Here is a 24,827-nt window from a genome sequence, read left to right on the forward strand (position 1 = left end):
GAGGGCCACCAACAGCCAGGCCCTTTCATGACAACCGACATGCGTTCACTCTACAGCCAGCTTCCCGCTATCGATCGTTTATTGCGCGATAGCGCCTTCCCAGCCTTACGTGAGTCTCACGGTCATACCCGGGTGGTTGACCTGCTGCGTCATATGCTCGACGAAGCCCGAGAAGCGATTCGCGACACGCATGCGCTCCCGGCATGGTGTGAGGACTGGGCGCAAGAAGCCAGCGCCCGTCTGGAACGAGAATCGCGAAGCGCGTTGCGTCCGGTGATTAATCTCACTGGAACGGTGCTGCATACCAATCTTGGGCGCGCGTCGCAGGCCGAAGATGCGATCGAGGCGGTGGTGCAAGCAATGCGCACGCCGGTGACGCTGGAATATAGCCTGGATGATGCCGGACGTGGACATCGGGATCGGGCGCTGGCGGATCTACTCTGCCGTCTGACGGGGGCGGAGGATGCCTGTATCGTCAATAACAATGCGGCAGCGGTTTTACTGATGCTGGCCGCCACGGCTAACGGTAAAGAGGTGGTCGTTTCGCGCGGTGAGCTGGTGGAAATTGGCGGCGCGTTTCGTATTCCGGATGTGATGTGTCAGGCCGGATGTGTTCTGCGCGAAGTCGGTACTACCAACCGGACCCATGAGAAAGATTACCGTCAGGCGGTGAATGAAAACACCGGTCTGCTGATGAAAGTCCATACCAGTAATTACAGCATAGAAGGCTTTACGAAGTCGGTGGATGAGGCTGAGCTGGCCGCCATTGGTCAGGAACTGGATGTGCCGGTAGTGGCGGATCTCGGCAGCGGCTCGCTGGTCGATCTCAGCCAGTATGGATTGCCACAGGAACCGATGCCGCAACAGCTGATTGCCGCTGGAGTGAGTCTGGTGAGCTTCTCTGGGGATAAACTGCTGGGCGGGCCGCAGGCCGGGATTATCGTCGGTAAAAAAGAGATGATCGCTCGTTTACAGAGTCATCCGCTGAAACGCGCATTACGGGCTGATAAAATGACGCTGGCAGCGCTGGAAGCGACGCTGCGGCTCTACCTGCACCCGGAAGCGCTGGCGCAGAAGTTGCCGACGTTACGCCAACTCACTCGCTCGCAGGAGGCTGTCCACGCGCAGGCACAACAATTACAGGCGCGGCTTGCTGAGCATTACGGCGATGAATTTGCCTTGAACGTCATGCCTTGCCTGTCGCAAATTGGCAGCGGCTCGCTACCGGTTGATAGGCTGCCCAGCGCAGCATTAACCTTTACCCCTCATGACGGGCGCGGTAGCCGCCTCGACGCACTGGCCGCCCGCTGGCGTGCGGTGCCCGTGCCGATCATTGGCCGAATTTATGATGGCCGTATGTGGCTGGATCTGCGCTGCCTTGAAGACGAGACCCGGTTTATGGAGATGATGCTGAAATGATTATTGCAACCGCCGGACACGTTGACCACGGAAAAACAACGTTATTACAGGCGATTACCGGCGTGAACGCCGACCGTCTGCCGGAAGAAAAAAAACGCGGCATGACCATCGATCTCGGCTATGCCTACTGGCCGCAGCCGGACGGGCGGATACTGGGATTTATCGATGTGCCCGGACACGAAAAGTTTCTGTCTAACATGCTGGCGGGTGTTGGCGGCATCGACCATGCGCTGCTGGTGGTGGCGTGTGATGACGGCGTGATGGCGCAAACGCGTGAGCATTTGCAAATTCTGCAGTTGACGGGCAATCCTCAGATCACCGTGGCGCTCACCAAGGCCGATCGCGTGGATGAAGCTCGCATCAAGGCGGTGCGTGCCGAGGTGCACACCACACTTGAGAACTATGGCTTCGCGGATGCGGTTCTGTTTGTGACGGCCGCCAGTGAAGGCCGTGGAATCGAAGAACTACGCGATCATTTGCTGCAATTGACGTCGCGTGAGCATGCCTGCGATCGCAGCTTTCGCCTGGCGATTGACCGTGCCTTTACGGTCAAAGGTGCGGGGCTGGTGGTGACCGGGACGGCGCTTAGCGGTGAAGTGAATGTCGGTGACACGTTGTGGCTCACCGGCGTCAACAAACCGATGCGCGTACGTAGTCTGCATGCGCAAAATCACGCCACCGATCGCGCACAGGCGGGGCAACGTATTGCGCTGAATATTGCCGGTGATGCGCAAAAAGAAGAACTTAACCGCGGCGACTGGCTGCTTTCTGATGCGCCGCCAGAGGCGTTTACCCGCGTGATTGTCTCTTTAGAACATGCGGCACCGCTGATGCAGTGGCAACCTCTGCATATTCACCACGCTGCCAGCCACGTTACCGGGAGAATCTCGCTGCTTGAAGGGACGCTGGCGGAACTGGTGTTTGATACGCCGCTCTGGCTCGCCGATAACGATCGTCTGGTGCTGCGCGATATTTCGGCCCGCACGACGCTGGCTGGCGCCCGCGTGGTAACGCTCAATCCGCCGCGTCGCGGGAAGCGTAAGCCGGAGTATTTACAATGGCTGGCGGCGCTGGAGAAGTCGCAAAGTGACGGTGACGCCCTGGCTCTACATCTGACGCGTGGAGCGGTGAATATTCCCGACTTCGCATGGGCGCGTCAGCTCAACGGTAACGGCATGCGTCCGTTGATTGAGCAGCATGGCTTTATTCAGGCGGGATACAGTCTGTTGGATGCCACCGTTGCCGCACGCTGGCAGCGCAAAATCCTCGATACGCTGGCGACTTACCACGACCAGCACCGTGATGAGCCAGGACCTGGGCGCGAACGCCTGCGCCGGATGGCTTTACCAATGGAAGACGAAGCACTGGTGCTGCTGCTGATTGAAAAGATGCGTGAGAGCGGCGTCATCCATAGTCATCATGGCTGGCTGCATTTGCCCGATCATAAGGCCGGTTTTAGCGATGAGCAGCAGGCTATCTGGCAAAAAGTAGAATCACTTTTTGGTGATGAGCCATGGTGGGTACGCGATCTGGCAAAACAGACCGGTACGGATGAGCAGATAATGCGTATGGCGTTACGGCAAGCGGCGCAGCAAGGCATCATCACCGCGATCGTTAAAGATCGCTATTACCGTAACGATCGGATTGTGGCTTTTGCCAATATGATCCGCGAGCTGGATCAGGAGAAAGGATCGACCTGTGCTGCCGATTTCCGCGACAGGCTTAACGTTGGACGAAAATTGGCTATTCAGATTCTGGAATATTTTGACCGCATTGGTTTTACGCGTCGTCGGGGAAATGATCATTTATTACGCGATGCATTACTGTTCCCTGAAAAGTAATGAAACAATTAATTCAGGAATTAAATGAATTAATACAAAATAGATATTGAAAGAAATAAGCACATTAGATTATGAACCTAATGTGCTTTTTAATTGTGGGTGTTATTAAAATAACAACCACGATCATATTTTGTTGGATATTTCACTCGTATGCTTCCTGACTCTTTAGAGTAATTAAGGATCGTACAATGGCTGCTTCAACATTTTTTATTCCTTCCGTGAATGTAATTGGCGCTGATTCATTAAAAGACGCAATGAATACAATGGCGGAATATGGTTTTCGCCGTACGCTGATTGTCACGGATGCCATGCTGACGAAATTAGGTATGGCTGGCGAGATTCAAAAGGCATTACAGGAACGTGATATTTTCAGCGTAATTTACGACGGTACGCATCCTAATCCCACGACCAGCAACGTTGCCGCTGGCCTGCAAATGTTGACAGAAAACGAATGTGATAGCGTTATTTCTCTCGGCGGCGGTTCTCCGCACGATTGTGCGAAAGGTATCGCTCTGGTGGCCGCTAACGGCGGCGATATTCGCGATTACGAAGGTGTAGACCGTTCTGCAAAACCGCAGTTGCCGATGATCGCCATTAACACCACCGCGGGCACGGCATCAGAAATGACCCGTTTCTGTATCATTACGGATGAAGTACGCCACATTAAAATGGCGATTGTCGATAAGCACGTTACGCCGCTGCTGTCGGTTAATGACTCCTCGCTGATGGTCGGAATGCCGAAGTCTCTGACGGCGGCTACCGGTATGGATGCGTTGACCCACGCTATCGAAGCCTACGTGTCAATTGCCGCCACGCCAATTACCGATGCGTGTGCGCTGAAAGCGGTCACCATGATTACACAAAACCTGCCGGTCGCCGTTGAAGAGGGCAGCAATGCTCAGGCGCGTGAAGCCATGGCTTACGCGCAGTTTCTCGCGGGCATGGCCTTTAACAATGCCTCTCTGGGTTACGTACACGCTATGGCGCACCAGTTGGGTGGCTTCTACGATCTGCCGCACGGCGTATGTAATGCTGTGTTGCTGCCACATGTGCAGGTCTTCAACAGCAAAGTAGCTGCCGCTCGCCTGCGCGATTGCGCAGGGGCAATGGGCGTGAACGTTGCTGGTTTGAGCGCAGAGCAAGGGGCAGAAGCCTGCATTACGGCGATCCGCGAACTGGCGCAGAAAGTGAATATTCCGGCTGGTTTGCGTGAGCTGAACGTGAAGGAAGAGGATATTGCCGTACTGGCGACCAATGCCCTGAAAGATGCCTGCGGCTTCACTAACCCGATTCAGGCGACTCATGAAGAAATCATGGCGATTTATCGCGCTGCCATGTAATTCGTGATACCTGTCGTAAAGCAGTAAATGGCTGGCGAATAATTCGCCAGCTCCGTCTACCCTTGTAGTACCCCTACAGCAAGGAGACGGTCATGACCAACAACCCCCCTTCAACGCGTATTTATCCCGGCGAGTATGGTTACCCTCTGAAGTTAAAAGCCCGATACGATAACTTTATCGGTGGTGACTGGGTCGCCCCTGTGGACGGCGAGTATTACCAAAACCTGACGCCGGTAACCGGGCAATTACTGTGCGAAGTGGCCTCTTCCGGCAAAAAGGATATCGATCTGGCACTGGATGCCGCGCACAAAGTAAAAGACAAGTGGGCGCAAACATCCGTGCAGGACAGGGCGGCGATTCTGTTCAAAATCGCCGACCGTATGGAGCAAAACCTGGAACTGTTGGCGACGGCAGAAACCTGGGATAACGGTAAACCCATCCGTGAAACCAGCGCGGCAGACGTGCCGCTGGCGATTGATCATTTCCGCTATTTCGCTTCCTGTATTCGTGCGCAGGAAGGGGGAATAAGCGAAGTTGATAGCGAGACCGTGGCTTATCACTTCCATGAACCTCTCGGTGTGGTAGGACAAATTATTCCGTGGAACTTCCCCTTGCTGATGGCCAGTTGGAAGATGGCGCCTGCGCTGGCAGCGGGTAACTGCGTAGTGCTTAAACCTGCCCGCCTGACGCCACTGTCCGTACTGCTGCTGATGGACGTTATCGGCGATCTGCTCCCACCTGGCGTGGTGAACGTGGTAAACGGCGCGGGTGGGGAAATTGGTGAGTATCTGGCGACGTCTAAACGCATTGCGAAAGTGGCGTTTACCGGTTCAACGGAAGTTGGGCAGCAGATCATGCAGTACGCCACGCAGAACATTATCCCTGTGACGCTGGAGCTGGGTGGGAAATCACCCAACATCTTCTTCGCTGACGTGATGGATGAAGAAGATGCGTTTTTTGACAAAGCGCTGGAAGGTTTTGCGCTGTTTGCCTTCAACCAGGGCGAAGTGTGTACCTGTCCAAGCCGTGCGCTGGTACAGGAATCCATTTACGAACGTTTTATGGAAAGAGCCATTCGCCGCGTGGAGAGTATTCGTAGCGGTAATCCGTTAGACAGTGTGACGCAGATGGGTGCGCAGGTGTCGCATGGTCAACTGGAAACCATACTGAATTACATCGACATTGGTAAGAAAGAAGGGGCAGATGTTCTCACCGGTGGGCGGCGCAAGCTCCTCGATGGCGAGTTAAAAGAGGGTTACTACCTCGAACCGACCATTCTGTTTGGCAAGAACAACATGCGAGTTTTCCAGGAAGAGATCTTCGGACCGGTGCTGGCCGTCACGACCTTCAAAACCATGGAAGAGGCGCTGGAAATCGCCAATGACACTCAATATGGGCTAGGCGCTGGCGTCTGGAGCCGTAACGGTAATTTGGCGTACAAGATGGGCCGTGGGATTCAGGCGGGGCGTGTATGGACCAACTGCTACCACGCTTACCCGGCACATGCGGCGTTCGGCGGCTATAAGCAATCGGGCATCGGACGCGAGACGCATAAGATGATGCTTGAGCATTATCAGCAAACCAAGTGCCTGCTGGTGAGCTACTCGGATAAACCGCTGGGGCTGTTTTAATTTCTCATCACTTATTGCCCGGTTTTGCGCCGGGCATATCTTTATTCTTCAGTTATATATAAACCCATATGTCGTTATATAAATAAGATAATTGCACTTCATATACATACTCATCTACTATCATTCAATCTATTTGTTAATCTAAATAGAATTCTTATTTGTTATTTCAATCTCTGAGGCAAATATGTTTCTTGATTATTTTGCATTAGGAGTGCTTGTTTTTGTATTCCTGGTCATTTTTTATGGGGTTATTATTCTGCATGATATTCCCTACCTGATTGCAAAAAAACGTAACCATCCTCATGCCGACGCAATACATGTTGCGGGCTGGGTGAGTTTGTTCACCTTACATGTTATTTGGCCTTTTTTGTGGATCTGGGCAACACTGTATCGCCCGGAGCGAGGCTGGGGGATGCAGAGCGCTGATTCTTCCCTTATTCAACTGCAGGAACGGGTAGCTGATCTGGAAAAGAAACTGGGTGAGGTTAAGACCTCTCCGGCGGAGTAATATCGATGGATTTACTGATCGTTTTGACCTATGTGGCGTGTGCGTGGTCAATATTTAAAATATTTAAAATTCCTGTCAACAAATGGACCGTGCCCACTGCGGTATTGGGCGGTATATTCATTGTTTGTGGACTGATACTACTGATGAATTATAACCATCCGTATACCTATAAGGCGCAAAAGGCGGTAATTTCTATTCCCGTAGTGCCGCAGGTAACGGGTGTAGTAACAGAAGTGACGGATAAGAAGAATACGCTGATTAAAAAAGGCGAAGTTCTGTTCAAGCTTAATCCGGGGCGTTATCAGGCACGGGTTGATCGCCTGAAAGCCGATATTGTTACAGCACAACATAAAGAGCAGGCGCTGGTGGCGCAGTTGGACGAAATGAAAGCCAACACGCAGCGGGCTAAGGCTACCCGTGACAAGCTGGCGAAAGATTACCAGCGTTATGTGCAGGGGAGTCAGGCGAAGGTGAATCCTTTTTCTGAACGCGATATCGATGCGGCGCGGCAAAACTATCTGGCGCAGGAAGCGTCGGTGAAATCCTCTGTCGCAGAGCAGCAGCAAATACAAAGCCAGTTAGACAGCCTGATAATGGGTGAGAATTCGCAAATTGCCAGCCTGAAGGCACAACTGGCTGAGGCGGAATTCAATCTGGATCAAACCGTGGTTCGTGCGCCCAGCGATGGTTACGTTACGCAGGTGCTGATGCGTCCCGGAACCTATGCCGCTGCGTTACCGATGCGTCCGGTGATGGTGTTTATCCCGGATCAAAAACGGCAAATTATCGCCCAGTTCCGTCAAAACTCGCTGCTGCGTCTGGAACCAGGTGATGAAGCTGAAGTGGTGTTTAACGCGCTGCCGGGTAAGGTATTTCGCGGTAAACTGGCTGCGATTAGTCCGGCAGTGCCGGGCGGCACATACCAGTCGAACGGGGCGCTGCAATCTTTAAATTCCACGCCTGGTTCGGAAGGTGTGATTGCCACGATTGAGCTGAATGATAATGCGGAGGTTAGCGAGTTACCTGATGGGATTTACGCGCAGGTCGCCGTTTATTCAGACCACTTCGAACATGTGTCAGTCATGCGCAAGGTCTTGTTGCGCATGACCAGTTGGGTGCATTACCTGTATCTCGATCATTAAAATCAGGCTATTTTGCTTACTCAGTCTGCTGTTTCTGCGACTGAGTAAGCTGCCGGCGAATTTCCCCCAACATCTCATCAAGAATAAACTGTACTCGCCAGGGCTGGTATTCGCGTTTGCGGAAAATCGCCACCAGATCCAGCCACCATTCATATTGTTCAGTGAAGCACGGAACCAGCAGTCCGGCTTCAATATCTTGCTGTACGCTGGTATTTGGCGCAAAAACAATACCAAGATGGTTACGTGCCAGTGCCAGTGCGGACTGCGTATTATCGCAAACGTAATTCCCTGTCACACGATAGTCGCGCATCTCCTTACTTTCGAGAGTGGTGAATCGCCAAATATTTGCATCGTCAATCATCATTGAATCAATCAAGATACAGGAGTGGTGTTCAAGGTCTTCGGGGCAGTTAATAGGATGGTTTCTGAGATACTCCGGACTGGCAAAAGCCATCACTGCATATTTCGTTATGAAACTCGCAACCAATGACTCATCTTTTGGACGAGCGTAGGTAATTAAAACATCACAATCATCCGGAAAATCAACGCCTTCATAAAATGCTTTACGTTCCAGATTACATGTTTTTAGTGTAAGAGAAATACCGCCAATGTTTTTTATTTCTGCAATAACTTTTTGTGATAAGTAAGAAATTATCCCAGTTGGCGCATAAACTGTGACTCGCCCGCTTTTTTCATGCTTATAATCAGCAATGAAATTATTCAGCTGTTCGGTTCTGTCCAGCATGTCGTTGATGTAGGGAAGCAGTGCCTTGCCAAACGGAGTAAGGGTGAGTTGTCGGGTGGTTCTGTCGAAAACTTTTAACCCTACTTTTGATTCAAAATCAGCAAGATATTTGCTGACGTTGGCTTGCGCAATGCCGAGGATGGTCGCTGCGTGGCTGATGTTCTCACTGGCAGCGATTACCGAGATAATCTTCAATTCCCGGTGTTTGAGTTGTAATTTATTCATCGCAAAGCCCAATATATATATGATTTTATATATTACTATATAAATATGAATGTTGCATCGATGAAATTGTAAGCATTATTATGCACGCGCTTTGTAGCTTATTTTAAAATGGAAAGTTGGCATGTTAATTAAACGCAATGTTGTGGCGCTAATTGCTTTTTCTTTTATGGCGAGTGCATCAGCCGCAGAATTTTCTCTTGGCGGTGGCGCTGTATATAATGAATCACCTTATCGTGGATATAATGATAATGTTCACGTTGCACCGCTTGCCAGTTATGAAAGTGAATCCTTTTATTTTAGGCAAACAACGTTAGGTTATATTCTTTCAAAAAACGAAAGTAATGAATTTAGTATTACTGCCTCATATATGCCGCTTGAGTTTGATCCAGGCGATAACGACGACCATGCGATGAAAATGCTGGATAAGCGTGACGCTACCGCGATGGCAGGTGCAGCATGGTATCACCATGAAAGATGGGGCAGCGTGAAAGTCTCCGCCGCAGCGGATGTGCTGGATAACAGCAACGGTTGGGTCGGGGAATTATCTCTGTTCCGCCAGATGCCGATGGGCAAGCTGACGCTGACGCCGGCGATTGGCGTGCTCTACTATGACGAAAACTTCAACCAATATTATTACGGTATCTCTGGCAATGAATCCCGCCGTAGTGGGTTATCAAGCTACTCCCCTGGCGACAGCTGGACACCGTATGTTGCACTGACCGCGAAATACGCTTTGACCAGCAACCTGACGCTGCTGGCCAGCGCCAACTACAGTGCGTTGCCGGATGACATCAAAAATAGCCCGATGGTTGATCGTGACGACAGCTTCACATTCCTGACCGGGTTAACCTGGCGTTTCTGATTCTCACCCGTTTGTCCTCAGGGAGGAGGGCAATCTTTTCAGTGCGCCAGGCCGGATAAAGCGCGAAGCGTCATTATCCGGCACGTTTTCAATTACAGCTCATTCACCCAAATACGCATTTCGCCTTCACCACGATTCGCCCAGCTAAACCACGGAATAAACGTCAGCGTATGCGCCTGACGCAAAGCCGGTGAAACATCGTAGTGCCACAAGGATTGCTGTGAGGCGTTGGCACTACTTTGCTTCACACCTTCAGCCTGAATTAACATCTTATGGCTGAACAAACCTTTACCTTCGAATACCCGGAATTCACTCTCTTTCGGCAGCCACAAATTATGTAGCTCCTCACCGTTGTCGGCCTGCTCCAGGCAATACACCAGCGGCCCACGTTGAATGGCGACCTTCCCTGCCACATGGCGCATCAGTGGATTTCCGTACACCCGACGTACCGGCATCGGCAGGGTCAAACTGAGCGTATCGCCTTCCTGCCAGGTTCGGCTGATGTGCAAATAGCCTTTGCGAATATCCTGCGCAACCGGCTGACCATTCAACAAAACCTGCGGTGCGGAGCACCAGTCTGGCAGGCGCAGAGCGAGGGTGTGATACACCGATTGCGGTGATTCGATGGCGATTTTTACCTGTTCATGCCATGGGTAATCCCCGCTAATACGTAGCTTAAGCGAGCCATTTGCAACAGGGACCTCCATGCTATTGCCCACGTACATATTGATATACAGCGCATCCTGACGTGGCGTGTAGAGGTAATGACCAATTGAGGTTAACACGCGGGCGATATTCGGTGGACAGCAGGCGCAGCCGAACCAGCGCTGGCGAACGGGCTTCACGTGGTCATAAATATGATTGAATTTTAATGATTTAGGGTGTACTTCCAGCGGATTAACGTAGAAGAAATGCTTGCCGTCGAGCGCCATACCTCCCAGCACCGTATTATACAGGGCGCGTTCCATCACGTCGGCATACTGACTGTCGGCCTCCATTTCCAGCATTCTCCGGGCGAACATCATCAGGCCTATTGAGGCGCAGCTTTCTGCGTACACTGAGTCGTTAGGCAGATCGTAATCGCCGCTAAACGCTTCGCCACTGCTTTGCGAGCCGATCCCGCCGGTAATGTACAACTGGCGCTGGGCCATGTTTTTCCACAGACGCAAGCAATCCTGGCGCTTGCCTTCGTCCTGACTTAAGCGTGCCAGATGCGCCACGCCGGTCATCAGGTAGACAAAGCGTACCGCGTGACCAATAGCCTTTTGCTGCTCTGAAATCGGTTGGTGTGCCTGGCTATAGGGCTTATCTTTCACCATCCACGCCGGGCCGTAGGTGTGCCAGTAAGAGGTTTGGCCGCGTTTCTCGTACTCTTCGTCATAGAAATGAGGCTGTGTGCCGCGCTGTTCAACAAAGTAATTTACCAGCGCCATATAGCGAGGTTGCTGGGTCACTTCGTACAAGCGCATCAGCGCCAGCTCGATTTCCGGGTGTCCGGGGTAGCCGTGCAGTTGATTCTCCCCGAGTCCAAACACGCTGTCGATGTGATCCGCCAGGCGACACACCACCTCTAACAGACGGCGCTTTCCCGTTGCCTGGAAGAACGCGACACCCGCTTCAATTAAATGACCGGCACAGTACAGCTCATGACATTCGGCGAGGTTGGTCCAGCGTTCATTCGGGGCTTTCACCGTGAAGTAAGTATTGAGATAGCCATCTTCACACTGCGCTGCGGCCACCAGTTCAATGACTTCATCGGCCGTTTTCTCAAGTTCCGCATCGGGTTTCTGACACAGCGACCAGGCAACGGCCTCCAGCCATTTCGCCACGTCGCTATCCTGAAAAACCATCCCGTAAAACTCACCATCCTGCAGACCTGCGGCGATACGGAAATTCTCTATCGCATGGCTGGGTTCCGCCTCTGCAATGCGGTCATTGAGCGCATCCCACTGATAGGGGATCACCACGTCGCGCACCAACTGCTGATATTGTCCGAGGAACGGATCGCTGACTGTGAGCTTATGCAGGTCGACTTCCAGTACGTTCATTTCGTGCTCCTTAAGGCTGTACATGACGCTGACGCAGATCGGTGGCAATGCGCGACATCATCGGGTTACTGAGTTTGCAGATGCGGATTGACAGCGCCAGCAGCAGGTGGAACAGCGCGGGCAGCAGCGTTTCCATTGCGGTAATCCCTTGCAGCGAACTGGCGGTTTGGTTACCGGCGCCTGGCTGATAGGCGACAAAAATAAATAGCAGGCTGATGATCCCTGCACTTGAGGCCCAGGCCAGCTTGATGAAAAACAGATTGAAGGCGAAATTCATGCCGGAGGAACGCACGCCGGTTTTCCACTCGCCGTAATCGTCGGCGAAGGCCATCAGTGAGAAGTGCAGCGGCAGCGTGAAGCCTAAAATAATGCCGTTACCGAGGATGACTGCCAGCCACAGTGTCTGATGAGCCGGGCCGGTTGGCAGGAACCACATCAGTATCGCCAGGGCCGTCAGCACCAGGTTGGTGTAGTAATAGAGTTTGACGGTATCAATGCGGCGGGTCAGGGGGCTGACGATCACTGACCCGATGATGGACGCGAAGGTGACCATGGTGAAAAACAGCGACGTATAGGCGGTGCTGCCTTCCAGCACGTAGGTAATAAAATACATGTACCCGCCGCCGCGAATATTAAAGACGTTGATCAGCAGGAAAGACATTACCAACATCAACAATAGCTGATCGTTTTTGCGCAGTCCGCCAATGTGCTCACGCAGGGTAAATTTTCCCATCATTGCCAGCGGCACACGCTCGCGCACCCAGAAGAAGCAGCACAGGAACATCACCACCGCAATGGCACACAGGATGCCCACGCCAAACTGATAACCCTGCGCGGCATTGCCCTGACCCAGGACATCCACCATCCACGGCAGGCCAACAGAGACCAGGAATCCCGCTACACCGCACAGCACGAAGCGCCAGGACTGGCAGGCGATCACTTCATTGTGGCGAGTCGTCATCGTATTGATCAGCGCACAGTACGGCACGTTGATGGCGGTATAGCTGACGGAGAGTAGCAGATAGGTGCCGAACGCCCAGGCGATTTTGACGCCCATGCTGGCGTCCGGGACGGTAAAAGTCAGTACGCCAATAATACCAATCGGAATCGCAACCCACAGTTGCCACGGGCGAAAGCGCCCCCAGCGGCTTTGCGTACGGTCGGCCAGCACGCCCATGACGGGATCGGAAATGGCGTCAAATATACGCAGGGCAATAAATAATGTGCCGACCAGCGCAGGCGTTAACCCGAAGACATCGGTGTAGAAAAATGTCAGGAAGTTCATGATCAGGCAGGTAATTACCGTCCCGCCAGCATCGCCTAGCCCATAACCAATTTTTTCACGCAGGGATAATTTGTCGTCCTGGGCACGCTGTGCCAAATCAGATGTTGTAATCGGAGCCGAAGTCATAAATAACTCCCGGAGAGGATGTTCAGAAAGTTTCCCGCTACGTTGCGGGTTATTTGTTTGTAATTTGCAAAATACGTTATTTATTCTGCACGAAATGTTTGGGTCAACAAGGGAAGAGAAAAGTATAAAAAGATGACAATTCCGACTTCATTATAAAAATGTGATTTCGATCCAGCGGAAAGCTAATTTATCGTGAATAATCAATGATAAATAGCAGTTTAAATAATGTAAAAAGCGGGAATTTGAATATATATGCTCGAATTATCCATGTCTCTTCCGATTAAAGTGCAAAATGGTGGGCTATTTATTTCCCGGGGCGTGGGCAGTCATCCTGCGCGACGATTGCAATCCTGGGAAATTATCTTTGTTGAAAAAGGGACATTAACGATTCGCGAAGGCCAGACAGTTTTTTGCGTGAATGCCGGAGAAAGTTTGCTGCTGTGGCCACAGCGATCGCATATTGGCGTTGGGCAATTTCCGGCTGATTTGAAATTTTACTGGTTGCACTTTGAGGTCACAGCAGAAAATGAAGCATCAATAGCAGGATCGTTACTTGCTATACCTCAGCATTCCCGGGTGGGTGAGCCACAATATATTATTTCGTTGTTTCGCCAGTTCTTACGTGAACAGGAAAATATTCATCGCAGCATGGCGCTGGAACTGATTCTACTGCTGATTTTGCAGCAAATATCCGCAGCCGCCAGCGAGCAACCCGTCGACAGCCCCGGGAATGCCCTGGCCTGGAAAGCACAGCAAATTATTCACACCCGGTTTCACCTGCCGATTTCCGCCTCAACGTTGGCGAAAGAACTGCATTGCAATGCGGACTATCTGGGGCGCGTTTTTCGTGGCGCTTTTCGTCTGACGTTAACCGAAGCGTTGCATCGCCAGCGGGTGAGGGCGGCAGAAAAACTGCTGATCAGTGACTCGCTATCGCTTACTGAAGTGGCAATGAAATGTGGGTTTAATGACGTGGGCTATTTTCGCAAAATCTTCCGCAAACACACCAGCCTGACGCCCGCGGCGTGGAAACGGCGCTATTGCAAAGAACATATCAATAGCGCCTGACCCGTTATTGCCCGTAATACGCATTTGCCCCGTGTTTGCGCAGATAATGTTTATCCAGCAACTCAGACTGCATATCCGGCAACTGCGGGGCTAACTGGCGAGAGAACAACCCCATGTATGCGCACTCTTCGAGCACCACGGCGTTATGCACCGCGTCTGCCGCGTCTTTACCCCAGGCGAACGGTCCGTGGGAGTGCACCAATACCGCCGGAACCTGCAGCGGATTGAGATCGCGTTGCTCGAAGGTCTGAATGATCACCTCTCCGGTTTGATATTCATATTCGCCGTTGATCTCTTCAGCGGTCATCAGACGGGTACACGGAATAGAACCATAGAAATAATCGGCATGCGTGGTGCCCCATGCCGGGAGATCCAGACCCGCCTGCGACCAGATCGTCGCGTGGCGAGAATGGGTATGGACGATCCCGCCGATCTGTGGATAACGACGATACAGCGCCAGATGGGTTGGCGTGTCGGACGACGGTTTTTTGTTGCCTTCCACCACGTTGCCGCTGGCAATATCCACCACCACCATGTCGTCGGCGGTCATCACGTCATATTCCACGCCGGATGGCTTAATCACCATCAGTTTACGTGTTTCATCCACTGCGCTGACGTTGCCCCAGGTAAAGGTAACTAAGCCATGAGCCGGAAGCGCCAGGTTTGCCGCCAGCACCTCGGCTTTCAGTTGTTTTAACATTGAAATCCTCCTTCCTGCATGCGTGCTTCTATCCAGCGCCGTGCCTGGATAATTTCCAGTACCGGCTCTTTCGCTTTTTCAGTCCACATTTCAATCAGAAACGACCCGCGATAGTTCAGTTGATGCAACGTTTTGAAGATACCAACAAAGTCCACGCACCCTTCGCCAAACGGTACATCGCGAAACTGGCCCGGATGCGTTTCGGTTACCGGCAGCGTGTCTTTCAGGTGGATAGCAGCGATGCGGTCAATGCCCAGCGTCAATTCAGCAGTGACGTCGTTCCCCCAGGCGCTGAGGTTGCCCACGTCTGGATAGACGGTGAACCACGGCGATGACAGCATTTCATCCCACTTTTTCCACTTGCTGATCGAGTTCATAAATGCGGTATCCATGATTTCTACCGCCAGCATCACCTGCGCAGCGGCAGCCTGCTCCACTGCCCATGCCAGTCCTTCGGCAAAGCGCTGCTGCGTGCCTGCGTCATGTTCTTCGTAATAGACGTCGTAGCCTGCCAGTTGAATGGTGCGAATGCCTAAATCGCGCGCCAGGCGAATGGCTTTGCTCATAATTTCTCGCGCCCGCTCACGCATGGCTTCATCGCGGCTGCCAAAGGGAAAACGACGGTGGGCTGACAGGCACATTGACGGGATCGCCACGCCGGTTTCCAGCATCGCGCTAACCAGCGAGGCGCGCTGAGCTGGACTCCAGTCGAGACGCGCCAGGCGTTCGTCGGTTTCATCCACCGACATCTCGACGAAATCAAAACCGCAGCTTTTCGCCAGCACCAGCCGTTCCGGCCAGGAAAGGTCTTTGGCCAGTGCTTTTTCATAGATACCTAATGGATGGTTACGCATGCAGTGTTCCCCAGATGGTCTCGATTTGCGCATGGAATTCGCCAGCAACCTGCGCTGGGTTTTGCGCCCCCGCCAGCGCGCGCCCGGCGATAAAGGCTTTGACGTTAATGTCGCGGAACAACGGCAGATCGGCGGGCGTGATCCCACCAGTAATCGACAGTTCCAGACCGATATCAGAAAGCGCCTTCATGCGTGCCAGGTCTGCTTCTCCCCACTGTTGTCCGCTGGCCTGAGCATCGCGTCCGCGATGGTAAATCGCCTGGCGAACGCCAACGCGATACCAGTCGCGGGCATCATCCAGCGTCCAGTTGCCGAACAGCTCCATCTGAATTTCACCGCCGCAGGACTGCGCGACGTCATGACCTTTCTCTACCGTCGCCAGCGGCGCGGCACAGATGATGGTCATCCAGTTTGCACCTGCTCCAAAGGCTTGGAGCGCGAGGGTTTCGCCCGCATCGGCCACTTTCCAGTCGGCGACGATGATTTTATTCGGGCACTGGGCGCGCAGGGCTTTCACGGCGCTCAGCCCTTCGGTTAAGCAGAGAATCGTCCCCGCCTCAACGATATCGACGCTCTCTTTTAGCAGCGCGACGTCGCGTTGTGCGACTTCAAGGCTGGTGTGGTCGAGCGCCAGTTGCAGTAATGGTCGACTCATCATTCGTGCTCCTTAATGCGGGCGTGGTAGCCCTGTAGTGCGGTAATTAAATCCAGATATTGGCGGTATTTACGCTGGTAGCTCGCCTGTGCGGCGGCGTCCGGCAACAGCGTGCGCACCGGGTGCTCCAGGCTGCGCTGGGCGTCGCTGAAGTTGGAATAAACGCCGGTGCCGACGCGGGCGGCGAGCGCAGCGCCAAAGCAGCCGGTCTCTTCAATCTGCGGCAATTCGATACGTAAACCGCTGACGTCTGCCAGCATCTGCATCCAGATGTCGGAGTGCGCCGGACCGCCGGTGACGCGCAGGGTATGCGCCTTCGTAAAGCGTTCGCGCATGCGATTGAGGTGGGTCATGTGGCTGAAAACCACGCCTTCGTAGATGGCCTGCAATAAGTGGGCGCGAGTGTGTATCGCCTGCATGCCATAAAAGCCGCTGGTCATCTCCAGCCCGGCGTTGCTGCCGTACAAAAATGGGAGAAAGAACAGCTCGCTACCGGCTTTCGGTAAACTGGCAACGGCCTGATTGATCTCAGCAAAAGAGAGTTCGCCCCACTGGGCGGTAAACCATTCCAGATTGCCGGAAGAGGTCGGGCTGGCTTCGTGAACGATGTACTGCCCGTCATTGACATAGCGGCCATAAACGTAGGGATGAGCTTCGTGGTCGCGCAGGCCGTGGGCGATCCCGCTGGTGACGGCCCAGGTTCCCATCACTGCGTTGAGGGTGTATTCATCTTCGATACCGGCGCAGAGTGCGGTGGAAACCACATCAAACAGTCCGCCGACGACGGGCGTGCCCGCCGCCAGACCGGTTAGGGCGGCTGTCTGAGCGGTGATTTCCCCGCATATTTCTGCTGAGCCGACAATCGGCGGTAGTGCATTGTCGATCTCGCTGATGCCCAGCCACTGGGTCAGGCGCGAGTCGTACTGACCCGAAGTCATGTTGTAGAGGTTCGACTCGGAAATATTGCTCTCTTCGCAGCCTTTGACGCCGGTTAAGCACCAGCGCAGATAGTCATGGCCCATCATGACGCAGCCAATTTGCGCGTAACGGTGGGGGTGATTCTCTTTCACCCAGCGCAGCAATGATGCCGGATGCCCGGTCCATAACGTCTGGCGGGTGATCGGGTAGAGCTGCTCGGGAATTCCATCCTGCTGCCAGCGCTGGACGATTTCCATCGCCCGGCGGTCGGAAGAGAGGATGGCATTGCCCAGCGGTTTATCCTGCTTATCGAGGAGGAACAGGCCTTTGCCCTGAGCGGAAATACCGATACCTTTGATTTGATCTCCGCAGACGCCGGTGCGCGCTAACAGCCCGGCGATCGTAGCTACACACTGTTGCCACAACTGGTGCATATCGCGTTCGGCGTAACCGGGCAATGGCGATGCGGTCTGTAACGATTGCCGATTAATGCCATGCTCATGACCTTTGGCGTCATACAACCCGGCTTTCAGATACGTACCGCCACAATCAATACCCAGCCAGAAGGTCTTTTTCTCACTCATCTTGTTATCTCATTTTTGCCGGATGGCGCTGTGCTAGCGCCACCGGGCATTGTTTTACGCTGTGCGTTTATGTGGATTCAGTGTCTTTAGCGGAGCGGCACCGGCATCGCATTTGGCTGGCAGCAGCAGCGCCATCAGCGCGGCCAGAGCCAGTGAGATAGCCAGGCAGTAAACCCCCGCATCTTTGCTATACAGGGTGATGAGTACGCCGACCGCATAAGGACCGCAGAAGCCGCCGAGATTGCCCAGCGCGTTGATGACCCCGCGTGCGCCACCGGCCATTTCCGCACTGAACAAACGCGCCGGAATGGTCCAGAACACGCCCGCTGCCGATTGTAGGAAGAAGCCGCAGCCGACCAGCGCGGCATAAGCCAGCCAGACGTTATTTTTCAGCGCGACGGAAAGGAACATGCACAGGGCAAAGCCAATCAATGGCAGGCAGACGAATAGCTTGCGTTTACCGGTGCGGTCAGAGAGAGAAGAGAACAGGAACATCCCGGCAATGGCCCCGACGTACGGCAGAATGGCGAGCATACCGACCTGTCCCATGCTGCTGTGCGTCAACTCTTTGAGGATGGTCGGCAGCCACAGGGTGTAACCGTAAATCCCGGTCTGATAGAAGAAGTTCAGTGCGATGAGCTGCCACATGGTTTTATCGGAAAGCACCGCGCCCAGCGAGGCGTTTTTGACTTCCGTTCCGGCAATGGCTTTTTGCTCGGCGTCCAGTGTTTCGACCAGATAATTTTTCTCGGCCTCAGAGATCCAGCGTGCCTCCTGCGGACGGTCGTAAACGGTATAGGCCCACAACACCAGTACAACGACGGAAAGCAAACCTTCAATGATGAACAGCCAGCGCCAGTCGAGAATGGTGATAATCCAACCCGAGAGCGGGGCAGTAATGATTCCGGCAATCGGCACAAACATAATCACGATCGCATTGGCACGACCACGCTCGGCGTCGGGGAACCAGTTACTGATCATCGTCAGCACCACCGGCAGCATGCCGCCTTCGGCTACACCGAGTAAAAAGCGCAAAACCAGCAGTTGATATTGATTAGTGATCAACCCCGTAAGGACGGATATCACTGCCCAGGCAACCAGTGACCAGCCGATAAATTTCTTGCCGCTACCGTGAACGGCAATTTTTCCGCCGGGAACCTGTAAAAACAGATAACCGATAAAGAAAATACCGCCAGCCAGTCCTGCCATGGTGGCGGAAATACCTAATTCGGCATCCATACCCCCCGGCATCGCAAAGGCGATATTGACGCGGTCCATATAAGAAATAATACAGGCGATTAAAATAGGTGGGATAATTCGCAGCCAGCGCTGACGGGGTATATCTTTGAGTGTAGGGCGAGAGGTCATGTTCATATTAATATTCTCGTAGAGTAGTATTTTATTTTTATATTTTTGCTTTATTTAACGTCGCGATACCGTCACGCAATATCGCTACGCGATGGTTCACATCTGCATTGGCGTTTATTTCCAGCAATTTAATACCAGCAAATTGCAATGGTTTGGCTTCTGCGCAGGCGAATAATTCGCGGGCATGGTCGATGGTCATCAGACTTTGTGAGCAGAACGGAGCAAACGGGGCGTGCAAGTCCTGCCACTCGCCGTAGTCTCCCGTTATTGTGGTGCCGGAGAACATCAGCGCCCCCAATTTTCCAGCCTGTTTGGTCTGCTGCGTGTGGGTCAACGCCAGGGCGGGATTTTGCCCTTCAATGGCCGATCGCGCCCAGTTAATGCACACGCTGATGTCATACCCGGCAATGACCTCCAGCACATTGTCTAAAGGCAGAAAGCCTTTGCGCGGCGCAATACCGGTCATAGCATCACAATGTTCCAGCACCAGATCGCATGACCAGTCCCAATTGGCTATCTCTTTAAGCGAACGGGCGAGTGCGTCGGTGGCCTGCGCAACATTTGGATTGCTGGCATTGGGAGCGGCATGTAGTTCCAGCGCAATCACTTTTCCGGCGTGGGCCGTATTGATATGGTTGATTTTCTGCTGCAGATGACGGTAATACGCCACGCAGGCTTTACGCTGATCTTCGTCGCTGGAAGCCAACCCGAAACCGCTGTTTGCGCCACGACGGCGCATGGTTTCCATAATGGCGGTGACCACGATTTGCCAGTCGCCCGGCGTATGGCGCAATAACCATGTGTCGCCTAACGGGTGAAGATGTTCAAGGCAGGGCTGCTCCAGCCCTCGAATATCCGGGGTATCGGCGAGCTGTCGCCAGAATTCCTTCTCTTCCTCTTCACTCTTTTGGTGAAATGAGGGTGCACAGGGGTACGCACCGATTATATAACCGGCATTATTAACGCTCATGTTGTGCTCCTTTTATAAAACTGAAATAGCAACCTTCACAACTATTTTGCGGATCGGTGTGGCGACAGTTTTATGACATGCAGGACGGTGAACATCCTGCGGGAAAAATATGGCATAGCTTCCCGGAATCATTTCGATGAAAGATTCATGTTCGCTGGCGTGATAAAAAATAATATCGCGCTGTTCTAATAACGATTCACTGATTTGGTTATTCCCGGTATCAATCGCGATACCGATTTTTTCTTCACCCCAGGCCAGAAATTGAATATCCAGGTAGCGGCGATGCACTTCCGGGCGATTTTCGGCAACATCACGCGTGGTTAAATCGATAATTTGCGCAAAGATGTTTTTACCGTCGATTTCCACTACGCCCGGTTCCAGTTTGCGGAAGTCTGTGCTGCGCAGAAAGTCGAGCGCTCTTTCAATCGCCGCGGGTAAACGACACGGGTTAGGCTGAGCGATATGTCCAAAGATCATACTCTGACTCCTTACAACGCCTGAATTTTGGCCCAGACGCTGTCATCAACGGTGATACCGTTGCGGCGGTTTTCATCTAGCAACTTTGTAAACTCGTGACCTGGTAGACGAACAGGTGTGTTTTCATCGGCGCGTTCGGCGGAGGTGATGAAATCCATAATCCGCTGCAGTTTGGCGTCGCGGGATGCGCCATCAATCAGCTTGTCTACTTCGATGGCGATGAAAATCTGTGAAACGCCATATTCATCACTGTTGTCCTGGGTGACTTCGGCCACGGAAGAACCGTCTGAAAGCAGGGTGGCGATCATATCCAGCACAATCGACAGGCCAGAACCTTTCCAGTAACCCATTGGCAAAATACGGCGGTTTTTCTCGATAACGCCAGGTTCTCTGGTGAGGTTACCTTCATCGTCGAACCCGCCGTCCACCGGCAGTTCACGACCGGCCAGGCGATTCACTTCCAGCATGCCGTAGGAGAACATCGACATCGACATATCGACCATGGTGATCGGCGTGGAGGGGATGGCAACAATCAGCGGGTTAGTGCCTATGCAGCACTCTTTAGAACCCCATGCAGGCATCACGGCAATGGAGTTGGTCCAGCAGATACCAATGTAGCCTTTCTCCGCTGCTTGCCAGCCATAGCTGCCGCCGCGCATCCAGTGGTTGGCGTTACGCAGCGCGACCAGGCCAATACCGTGATCGGAGGCCAGTTCGATGGCTCGGTCCATCATCTTTTTCGCCGTCAAATTGCCGATCGAACGTTGGGCATCCCACTGCTCAATTGCCCCCAGGCTGGTAATGCGCTGCGGTTTGGCTTCAGGAATGATGTCACCGTTATCCAGTTGCTGAATGAAACGGGGAAAACGGTTCACGCCGTGCGAATACACGCCGGATTCGGTGGTACGGGCAAACATTTCGGCACAGGCATCGGCGGTTTCAACGGCGATACCGCGTGCCAGCAGTACCCGATTGAACGCTTCTTTCAACTGCTCAAAAGTAACTTTCATTCCTGTTTCCTTGTTTAAATTTGATCGCTTTTTTATCTCTAAATTTCACTATGCGAAATCTGATTTCAAATATAGCGATCAAATTTTGACAGATCAACGGGGCGGCTTGTTTTTTAAAATCATCAAAATCAAACAGTTGTGTTTTTTTGGTTCAGATCGTGAACTGAAACACACTTTGCGCTACCATCAGAGCGCGACGAAAAGGGGAGCGGAAGCGATGGGCACTAAAGAGAGTGAAATGACGCAAGACAAAGAGAGGCCAGCCGGAAGTCAGAGCCTGTTCCGTGGTTTGATGTTGATTGAGATTTTGAGCAACTATCCGAATGGTTGCCCGTTGGCGCATTTGTCTGAACTGGCAGGGCTGAACAAAAGTACCGTGCATCGACTGCTGCAAGGGCTGCAATCCTGCGGATATGTCACCCCCGCGCCAGCGGCGGGGAGTTATCGCCTGACCACCAAATTTATTGCCGTGGGTCAGAAGGCGCTGTCGTCACTGAATATCATCCATGTTGCTGCGCCGCACCTTGAAGCGCTGAATATCGCCACCGGTGAAACCATCAACTTCTCCAGTCGTGAAGACGACCATGCGATTTTGATTTATAAGCTGGAGCCGACAACGGGCATGCTGCGTACCCGCGCTTATATCGGCCAGCATATGCCGCTGTATTGCTCAGCGATGGGCAAAATTTATATGGCGTTTGGTCATCCGGACTATGTGGAATCTTACTGGCAGAGCCACCAGGATCTGATTCAGCCGCTGACCCGCAATACGATTACTGGTTTACCGGCCATGTACGATGAGCTGGCACAGATTCGCGAAAGCAGCATGGCAATGGATCGGGAAGAGAACGAGCTGGGGGTTTCCTGCATTGCCGTGCCGGTGTTTGATATTCATGGGCGGGTGCCGTACTCGGTATCGATTTCACTCTCTACCTCGCGCCTGAAGCAGGTTGGAGAAAAGAATTTACTCAAGCCGCTGCGGGAAACCGCGCAGGCCATTTCCAATGAGCTGGGCTTTACCGTTCGCGATTAGGCGCATGCCTGGCGTCGTTCAGGCACCTGACAAAATTTAACCGTTTCCCCTGTCCGATCAAAGCGACAAGGGTGACCTCTCTGGCACTCTGTGTTTTTCACGCAGAGGGAGGGGAAAATGAACGCGTTTATTATGGCGGATGCGGCAAAATGTATTGGGTGTCGTACCTGCGAAGTGGCCTGTGTCGTCGCGCATCAGCAAAACCAGGATTGTGCGTCGGTCTCTTCCACTGCGTTTACTCCGCGGATCCGCGTGATTAAAGATGACGCCTTTACGACGGCGGTCGCTTGTCATCAATGTGAAGATGCTCCTTGCGCGAATGTTTGCCCAACGCACGCTATTCGTCGTGAACATGGACATATCTTCGTTGAACAGGCGCGTTGTATTGGCTGTAAAAGCTGTATGCTGGCTTGTCCGTTTGGGGCAATGAATGTCGTCGCCCGCTCGTCACGGGTGCAGGCGATAAAATGCGATTTGTGCTGGCACCGTGAGGCGGGACCCGCGTGTGTCGAAGCCTGCCCGACCAGCGCGTTGCAGTGTATAGATGCGGTCAGCGTCCAGAAACAGCGTCTACGTTCCCAGCCGCTGTGAAAGTAGCCCGACCCGTGCCTGGGTCGGGTTTATCATCAGCCTTCCAGCCAGGCGCGTTCGATCTCTTCAGCCAGAATCTTCACTCCCGCTTCGATTTTCTCCGGCTCTGGCACGTAGTTCATCCGCATGCACTGATGCGTATGCGGCCAGGGTTTATCCAGCCCTGGGAAGAAGTAGTCGCCGGGAACCATCAGCACGCCACGCGCTTTCAGGCGCTGATACAGCAGTTCAGTAGTGATGGGTAAATCTTTGAACCACAGCCACAGGAAAATCGCGCCCTCTGGTTTATGAATCAGGCAGCGATCTTCAGGTAAATAGCGGCGAATGATCGCAATTGTCTCCTGTACGCGCTGGTAATAAAACGGTTTGATAACCGTCTCGGACAGACGCAAGAGGTCGTTGCGCTTAATCATTTCGCACATCATTGCCGGACCCATTCCGCCAGGTGCAAGGCTGATGATGCCGTTCATATTGGTGATAGCTGTGATGATTTTTTCATTGGCGATAATGATGCCGCAGCGGGAACCCGGCAGACCCAGCTTCGAAAGACTCATGCACAGCACAATGTTGGGGTTCCACAACGGGCGTGCTTCGCTAAAGATGATGCCAGGGAACGGTACGCCATAGGCATTATCAATCACCAACGGGATCCCATGCTGGTTGGCCAGCCGATCCAGCTTCATCAGCTCATCATCGGTGATCACGTTACCTGTCGGATTGGTCGGACGTGACACGCAGATCATGCCTGTCTCTTCACCGATGTGCAGGTGTTCAAAATCAACGTGATACTTAAACTGACCTTCCGGCAACAGTTCGATGTTCGGACGCGCGGAGACAAAGAGATCTTCTTCCAGCCCGGAATCGGCATAGCCAATGTATTCCGGTGCCAATGGGAACAACACTTTTCGGGTGGTTCCATCGGCGCGACGTCCGGCGAAGAGGTTGAATAAGTAGAAAAACGCGCTCTGACTGCCATTTGTCAGTGCAATATTTTGTGGCTCAATATCCCAACCCAGATTCTCACGTAGCAGTTTCGCCAGCTCAGACAGTAGCTCGGTTTTACCTTGTGGACCGTCATAATTACAAAGCGCATCAGTGGCTTTGCCGTTTTCCAGCATATCTGCCAGCAGAGAATGAAAGTAATTTTGCATCTCTGGAATTTGCGCTGGATTGCCGCCGCCGAGCATGATGGCGCCAGGGGTGCGTAAACCGTCGTTGAGGTCCTCCATCAGGCGTGTGATGCCTGAATGGCGGGTAAATTTGTCGCCAAAAAGTGAGAATGTCATAGCTGGTGGTCTGTCGAACTGAGTAATAAAGTGGCTAACCATAGCGCTACCCATAGCAGGGTGCAAATCAGGGGTATCAGGCTGGATTGATGTTTTATGCTGCCTAAACGTATCAGGCTGGTGAATTGTTTTGAGCTGCGT

Annotated in this window: 22 protein-coding genes; 10 read left to right on the forward strand and 12 right to left on the reverse strand. The window is 52.9% G+C overall.

Going from position 1 to position 24,827, the window contains the following annotated elements:
- Window positions 1-27 precede the first annotated feature (27 nt).
- The 6 genes from selA (at window position 28) to NMD08_RS00835 (ending at window position 7,881) form a co-directional block, all read left to right on the forward strand.
- Window positions 28-1,419 (forward strand): L-seryl-tRNA(Sec) selenium transferase, encoded by a 1,392-nt coding sequence (selA, locus tag NMD08_RS00810; RefSeq protein WP_370619355.1) that lies wholly within the window; start codon window positions 28-30, stop codon window positions 1,417-1,419.
- On the forward strand, window positions 1,416-3,260 hold the full coding sequence (gene selB / locus NMD08_RS00815) for a selenocysteine-specific translation elongation factor (RefSeq protein WP_151216978.1): 1,845 nt from the start codon (window positions 1,416-1,418) through the stop codon (window positions 3,258-3,260). Before selA ends, selB begins: the two co-directional genes overlap by 4 nt.
- Before the next feature lie 188 nt (window positions 3,261-3,448).
- A complete protein-coding gene (yiaY, locus tag NMD08_RS00820; RefSeq protein ID WP_187259807.1) occupies window positions 3,449-4,600 on the forward strand; it encodes an L-threonine dehydrogenase in 1,152 nt (383 codons plus the stop codon).
- A 92-nt stretch (window positions 4,601-4,692) separates the two neighbouring features.
- Complete coding sequence (gene aldB / locus NMD08_RS00825) at window positions 4,693-6,231, forward strand: aldehyde dehydrogenase AldB (protein WP_151216974.1); 1,539 nt, start codon at window positions 4,693-4,695, stop codon at window positions 6,229-6,231.
- A 184-nt stretch (window positions 6,232-6,415) separates the two neighbouring features.
- A complete protein-coding gene (locus NMD08_RS00830; protein ID WP_187253861.1) occupies window positions 6,416-6,739 on the forward strand; it encodes a DUF3302 domain-containing protein in 324 nt (107 codons plus the stop codon).
- Between the two features lie 5 nt (window positions 6,740-6,744).
- A complete protein-coding gene (locus NMD08_RS00835; protein WP_151216973.1) occupies window positions 6,745-7,881 on the forward strand; it encodes an HlyD family secretion protein in 1,137 nt (378 codons plus the stop codon).
- A gap of 16 nt (window positions 7,882-7,897) precedes the next feature.
- On the opposite strand, the gene NMD08_RS00840 is transcribed toward NMD08_RS00835, so the two are convergent.
- Window positions 7,898-8,851, reverse strand: a complete 954-nt coding sequence (locus tag NMD08_RS00840) for a LysR family transcriptional regulator (protein ID WP_151216971.1) — start codon at window positions 8,849-8,851, stop codon at window positions 7,898-7,900.
- A gap of 121 nt (window positions 8,852-8,972) precedes the next feature.
- Between NMD08_RS00840 and NMD08_RS00845 the strand changes: the two genes are divergently transcribed.
- Window positions 8,973-9,713: a MipA/OmpV family protein gene (locus NMD08_RS00845; protein ID WP_151216970.1), complete on the forward strand. Its 741-nt coding sequence runs from the start codon at window positions 8,973-8,975 to the stop codon at window positions 9,711-9,713.
- A 92-nt stretch (window positions 9,714-9,805) separates the two neighbouring features.
- On the opposite strand, the gene NMD08_RS00850 is transcribed toward NMD08_RS00845, so the two are convergent.
- Together NMD08_RS00850 and NMD08_RS00855 are read right to left on the reverse strand one after the other, a co-directional pair.
- Window positions 9,806-11,761, reverse strand: a complete 1,956-nt coding sequence (locus tag NMD08_RS00850; RefSeq protein ID WP_370619357.1) for a glycoside hydrolase family 127 protein — start codon at window positions 11,759-11,761, stop codon at window positions 9,806-9,808.
- A 10-nt stretch (window positions 11,762-11,771) separates the two neighbouring features.
- Window positions 11,772-13,172, reverse strand: a complete 1,401-nt coding sequence (locus NMD08_RS00855) for an MFS transporter (protein ID WP_370619359.1) — start codon at window positions 13,170-13,172, stop codon at window positions 11,772-11,774.
- Between the two features lie 252 nt (window positions 13,173-13,424).
- Between NMD08_RS00855 and NMD08_RS00860 the strand changes: the two genes are divergently transcribed.
- On the forward strand, window positions 13,425-14,240 hold the full coding sequence (locus tag NMD08_RS00860) for a helix-turn-helix domain-containing protein (RefSeq protein ID WP_187253858.1): 816 nt from the start codon (window positions 13,425-13,427) through the stop codon (window positions 14,238-14,240).
- A gap of 4 nt (window positions 14,241-14,244) precedes the next feature.
- On the opposite strand, the gene araD is transcribed toward NMD08_RS00860, so the two are convergent.
- From araD to yiaK, 8 genes are read right to left on the reverse strand one after another with little or no spacing between them, the layout of a single operon-like run.
- A complete protein-coding gene (gene araD, locus NMD08_RS00865; RefSeq protein ID WP_151223994.1) occupies window positions 14,245-14,940 on the reverse strand; it encodes an L-ribulose-5-phosphate 4-epimerase in 696 nt (231 codons plus the stop codon).
- Window positions 14,934-15,794: an L-ribulose-5-phosphate 3-epimerase gene (locus tag NMD08_RS00870; protein WP_187253857.1), complete on the reverse strand. Its 861-nt coding sequence runs from the start codon at window positions 15,792-15,794 to the stop codon at window positions 14,934-14,936. Before NMD08_RS00870 ends, araD begins: the two co-directional genes overlap by 7 nt.
- A complete protein-coding gene (gene ulaD / locus NMD08_RS00875; RefSeq protein ID WP_370620231.1) occupies window positions 15,787-16,449 on the reverse strand; it encodes a 3-keto-L-gulonate-6-phosphate decarboxylase UlaD in 663 nt (220 codons plus the stop codon). The genes NMD08_RS00870 and ulaD overlap by 8 nt, the downstream gene beginning before the upstream one ends.
- Complete coding sequence (locus NMD08_RS00880; protein ID WP_370619361.1) at window positions 16,449-17,951, reverse strand: FGGY-family carbohydrate kinase; 1,503 nt, start codon at window positions 17,949-17,951, stop codon at window positions 16,449-16,451. Before NMD08_RS00880 ends, ulaD begins: the two co-directional genes overlap by 1 nt.
- A 54-nt stretch (window positions 17,952-18,005) precedes the next feature.
- Window positions 18,006-19,325 carry an MFS transporter gene (locus NMD08_RS00885; protein ID WP_187259801.1) on the reverse strand — a complete coding sequence of 440 codons (1,320 nt, stop codon included), beginning with the start codon at window positions 19,323-19,325 and terminating at the stop codon, window positions 18,006-18,008.
- Window positions 19,326-19,356: 31 nt separating this feature from the next.
- Window positions 19,357-20,289 carry a DUF4862 family protein gene (locus NMD08_RS00890; protein WP_370619363.1) on the reverse strand — a complete coding sequence of 311 codons (933 nt, stop codon included), beginning with the start codon at window positions 20,287-20,289 and terminating at the stop codon, window positions 19,357-19,359.
- Between the two features lie 12 nt (window positions 20,290-20,301).
- A complete protein-coding gene (locus tag NMD08_RS00895) occupies window positions 20,302-20,766 on the reverse strand; it encodes a YhcH/YjgK/YiaL family protein (RefSeq protein WP_151216956.1) in 465 nt (154 codons plus the stop codon).
- Between the two features lie 11 nt (window positions 20,767-20,777).
- Window positions 20,778-21,776 carry a 3-dehydro-L-gulonate 2-dehydrogenase gene (gene yiaK / locus NMD08_RS00900; protein ID WP_151216954.1) on the reverse strand — a complete coding sequence of 333 codons (999 nt, stop codon included), beginning with the start codon at window positions 21,774-21,776 and terminating at the stop codon, window positions 20,778-20,780.
- A 217-nt stretch (window positions 21,777-21,993) separates the two neighbouring features.
- On the opposite strand from yiaK, the gene yiaJ reads away from it, so the two are divergent.
- Window positions 21,994-22,809 carry an IclR family transcriptional regulator YiaJ gene (gene yiaJ / locus NMD08_RS00905; protein ID WP_048213806.1) on the forward strand — a complete coding sequence of 272 codons (816 nt, stop codon included), beginning with the start codon at window positions 21,994-21,996 and terminating at the stop codon, window positions 22,807-22,809.
- Window positions 22,810-22,926: 117 nt separating this feature from the next.
- A complete protein-coding gene (locus NMD08_RS00910) occupies window positions 22,927-23,400 on the forward strand; it encodes a 4Fe-4S dicluster domain-containing protein (RefSeq protein WP_005120516.1) in 474 nt (157 codons plus the stop codon).
- A 35-nt stretch (window positions 23,401-23,435) separates the two neighbouring features.
- Here the strand turns inward: NMD08_RS00910 and avtA are convergent, their stop codons facing one another.
- The gene (gene avtA, locus NMD08_RS00915) at window positions 23,436-24,686 is read right to left on the reverse strand and encodes a valine--pyruvate transaminase (protein ID WP_151223990.1); all 1,251 of its coding nucleotides are present in this window, start codon (window positions 24,684-24,686) and stop codon (window positions 23,436-23,438) included.
- Window positions 24,687-24,827: the final 141 nt, after the last annotated feature.

This window comes from Citrobacter meridianamericanus (genome assembly GCF_041320245.1).
Lineage (GTDB): Bacteria > Pseudomonadota > Gammaproteobacteria > Enterobacterales > Enterobacteriaceae > Citrobacter > Citrobacter meridianamericanus.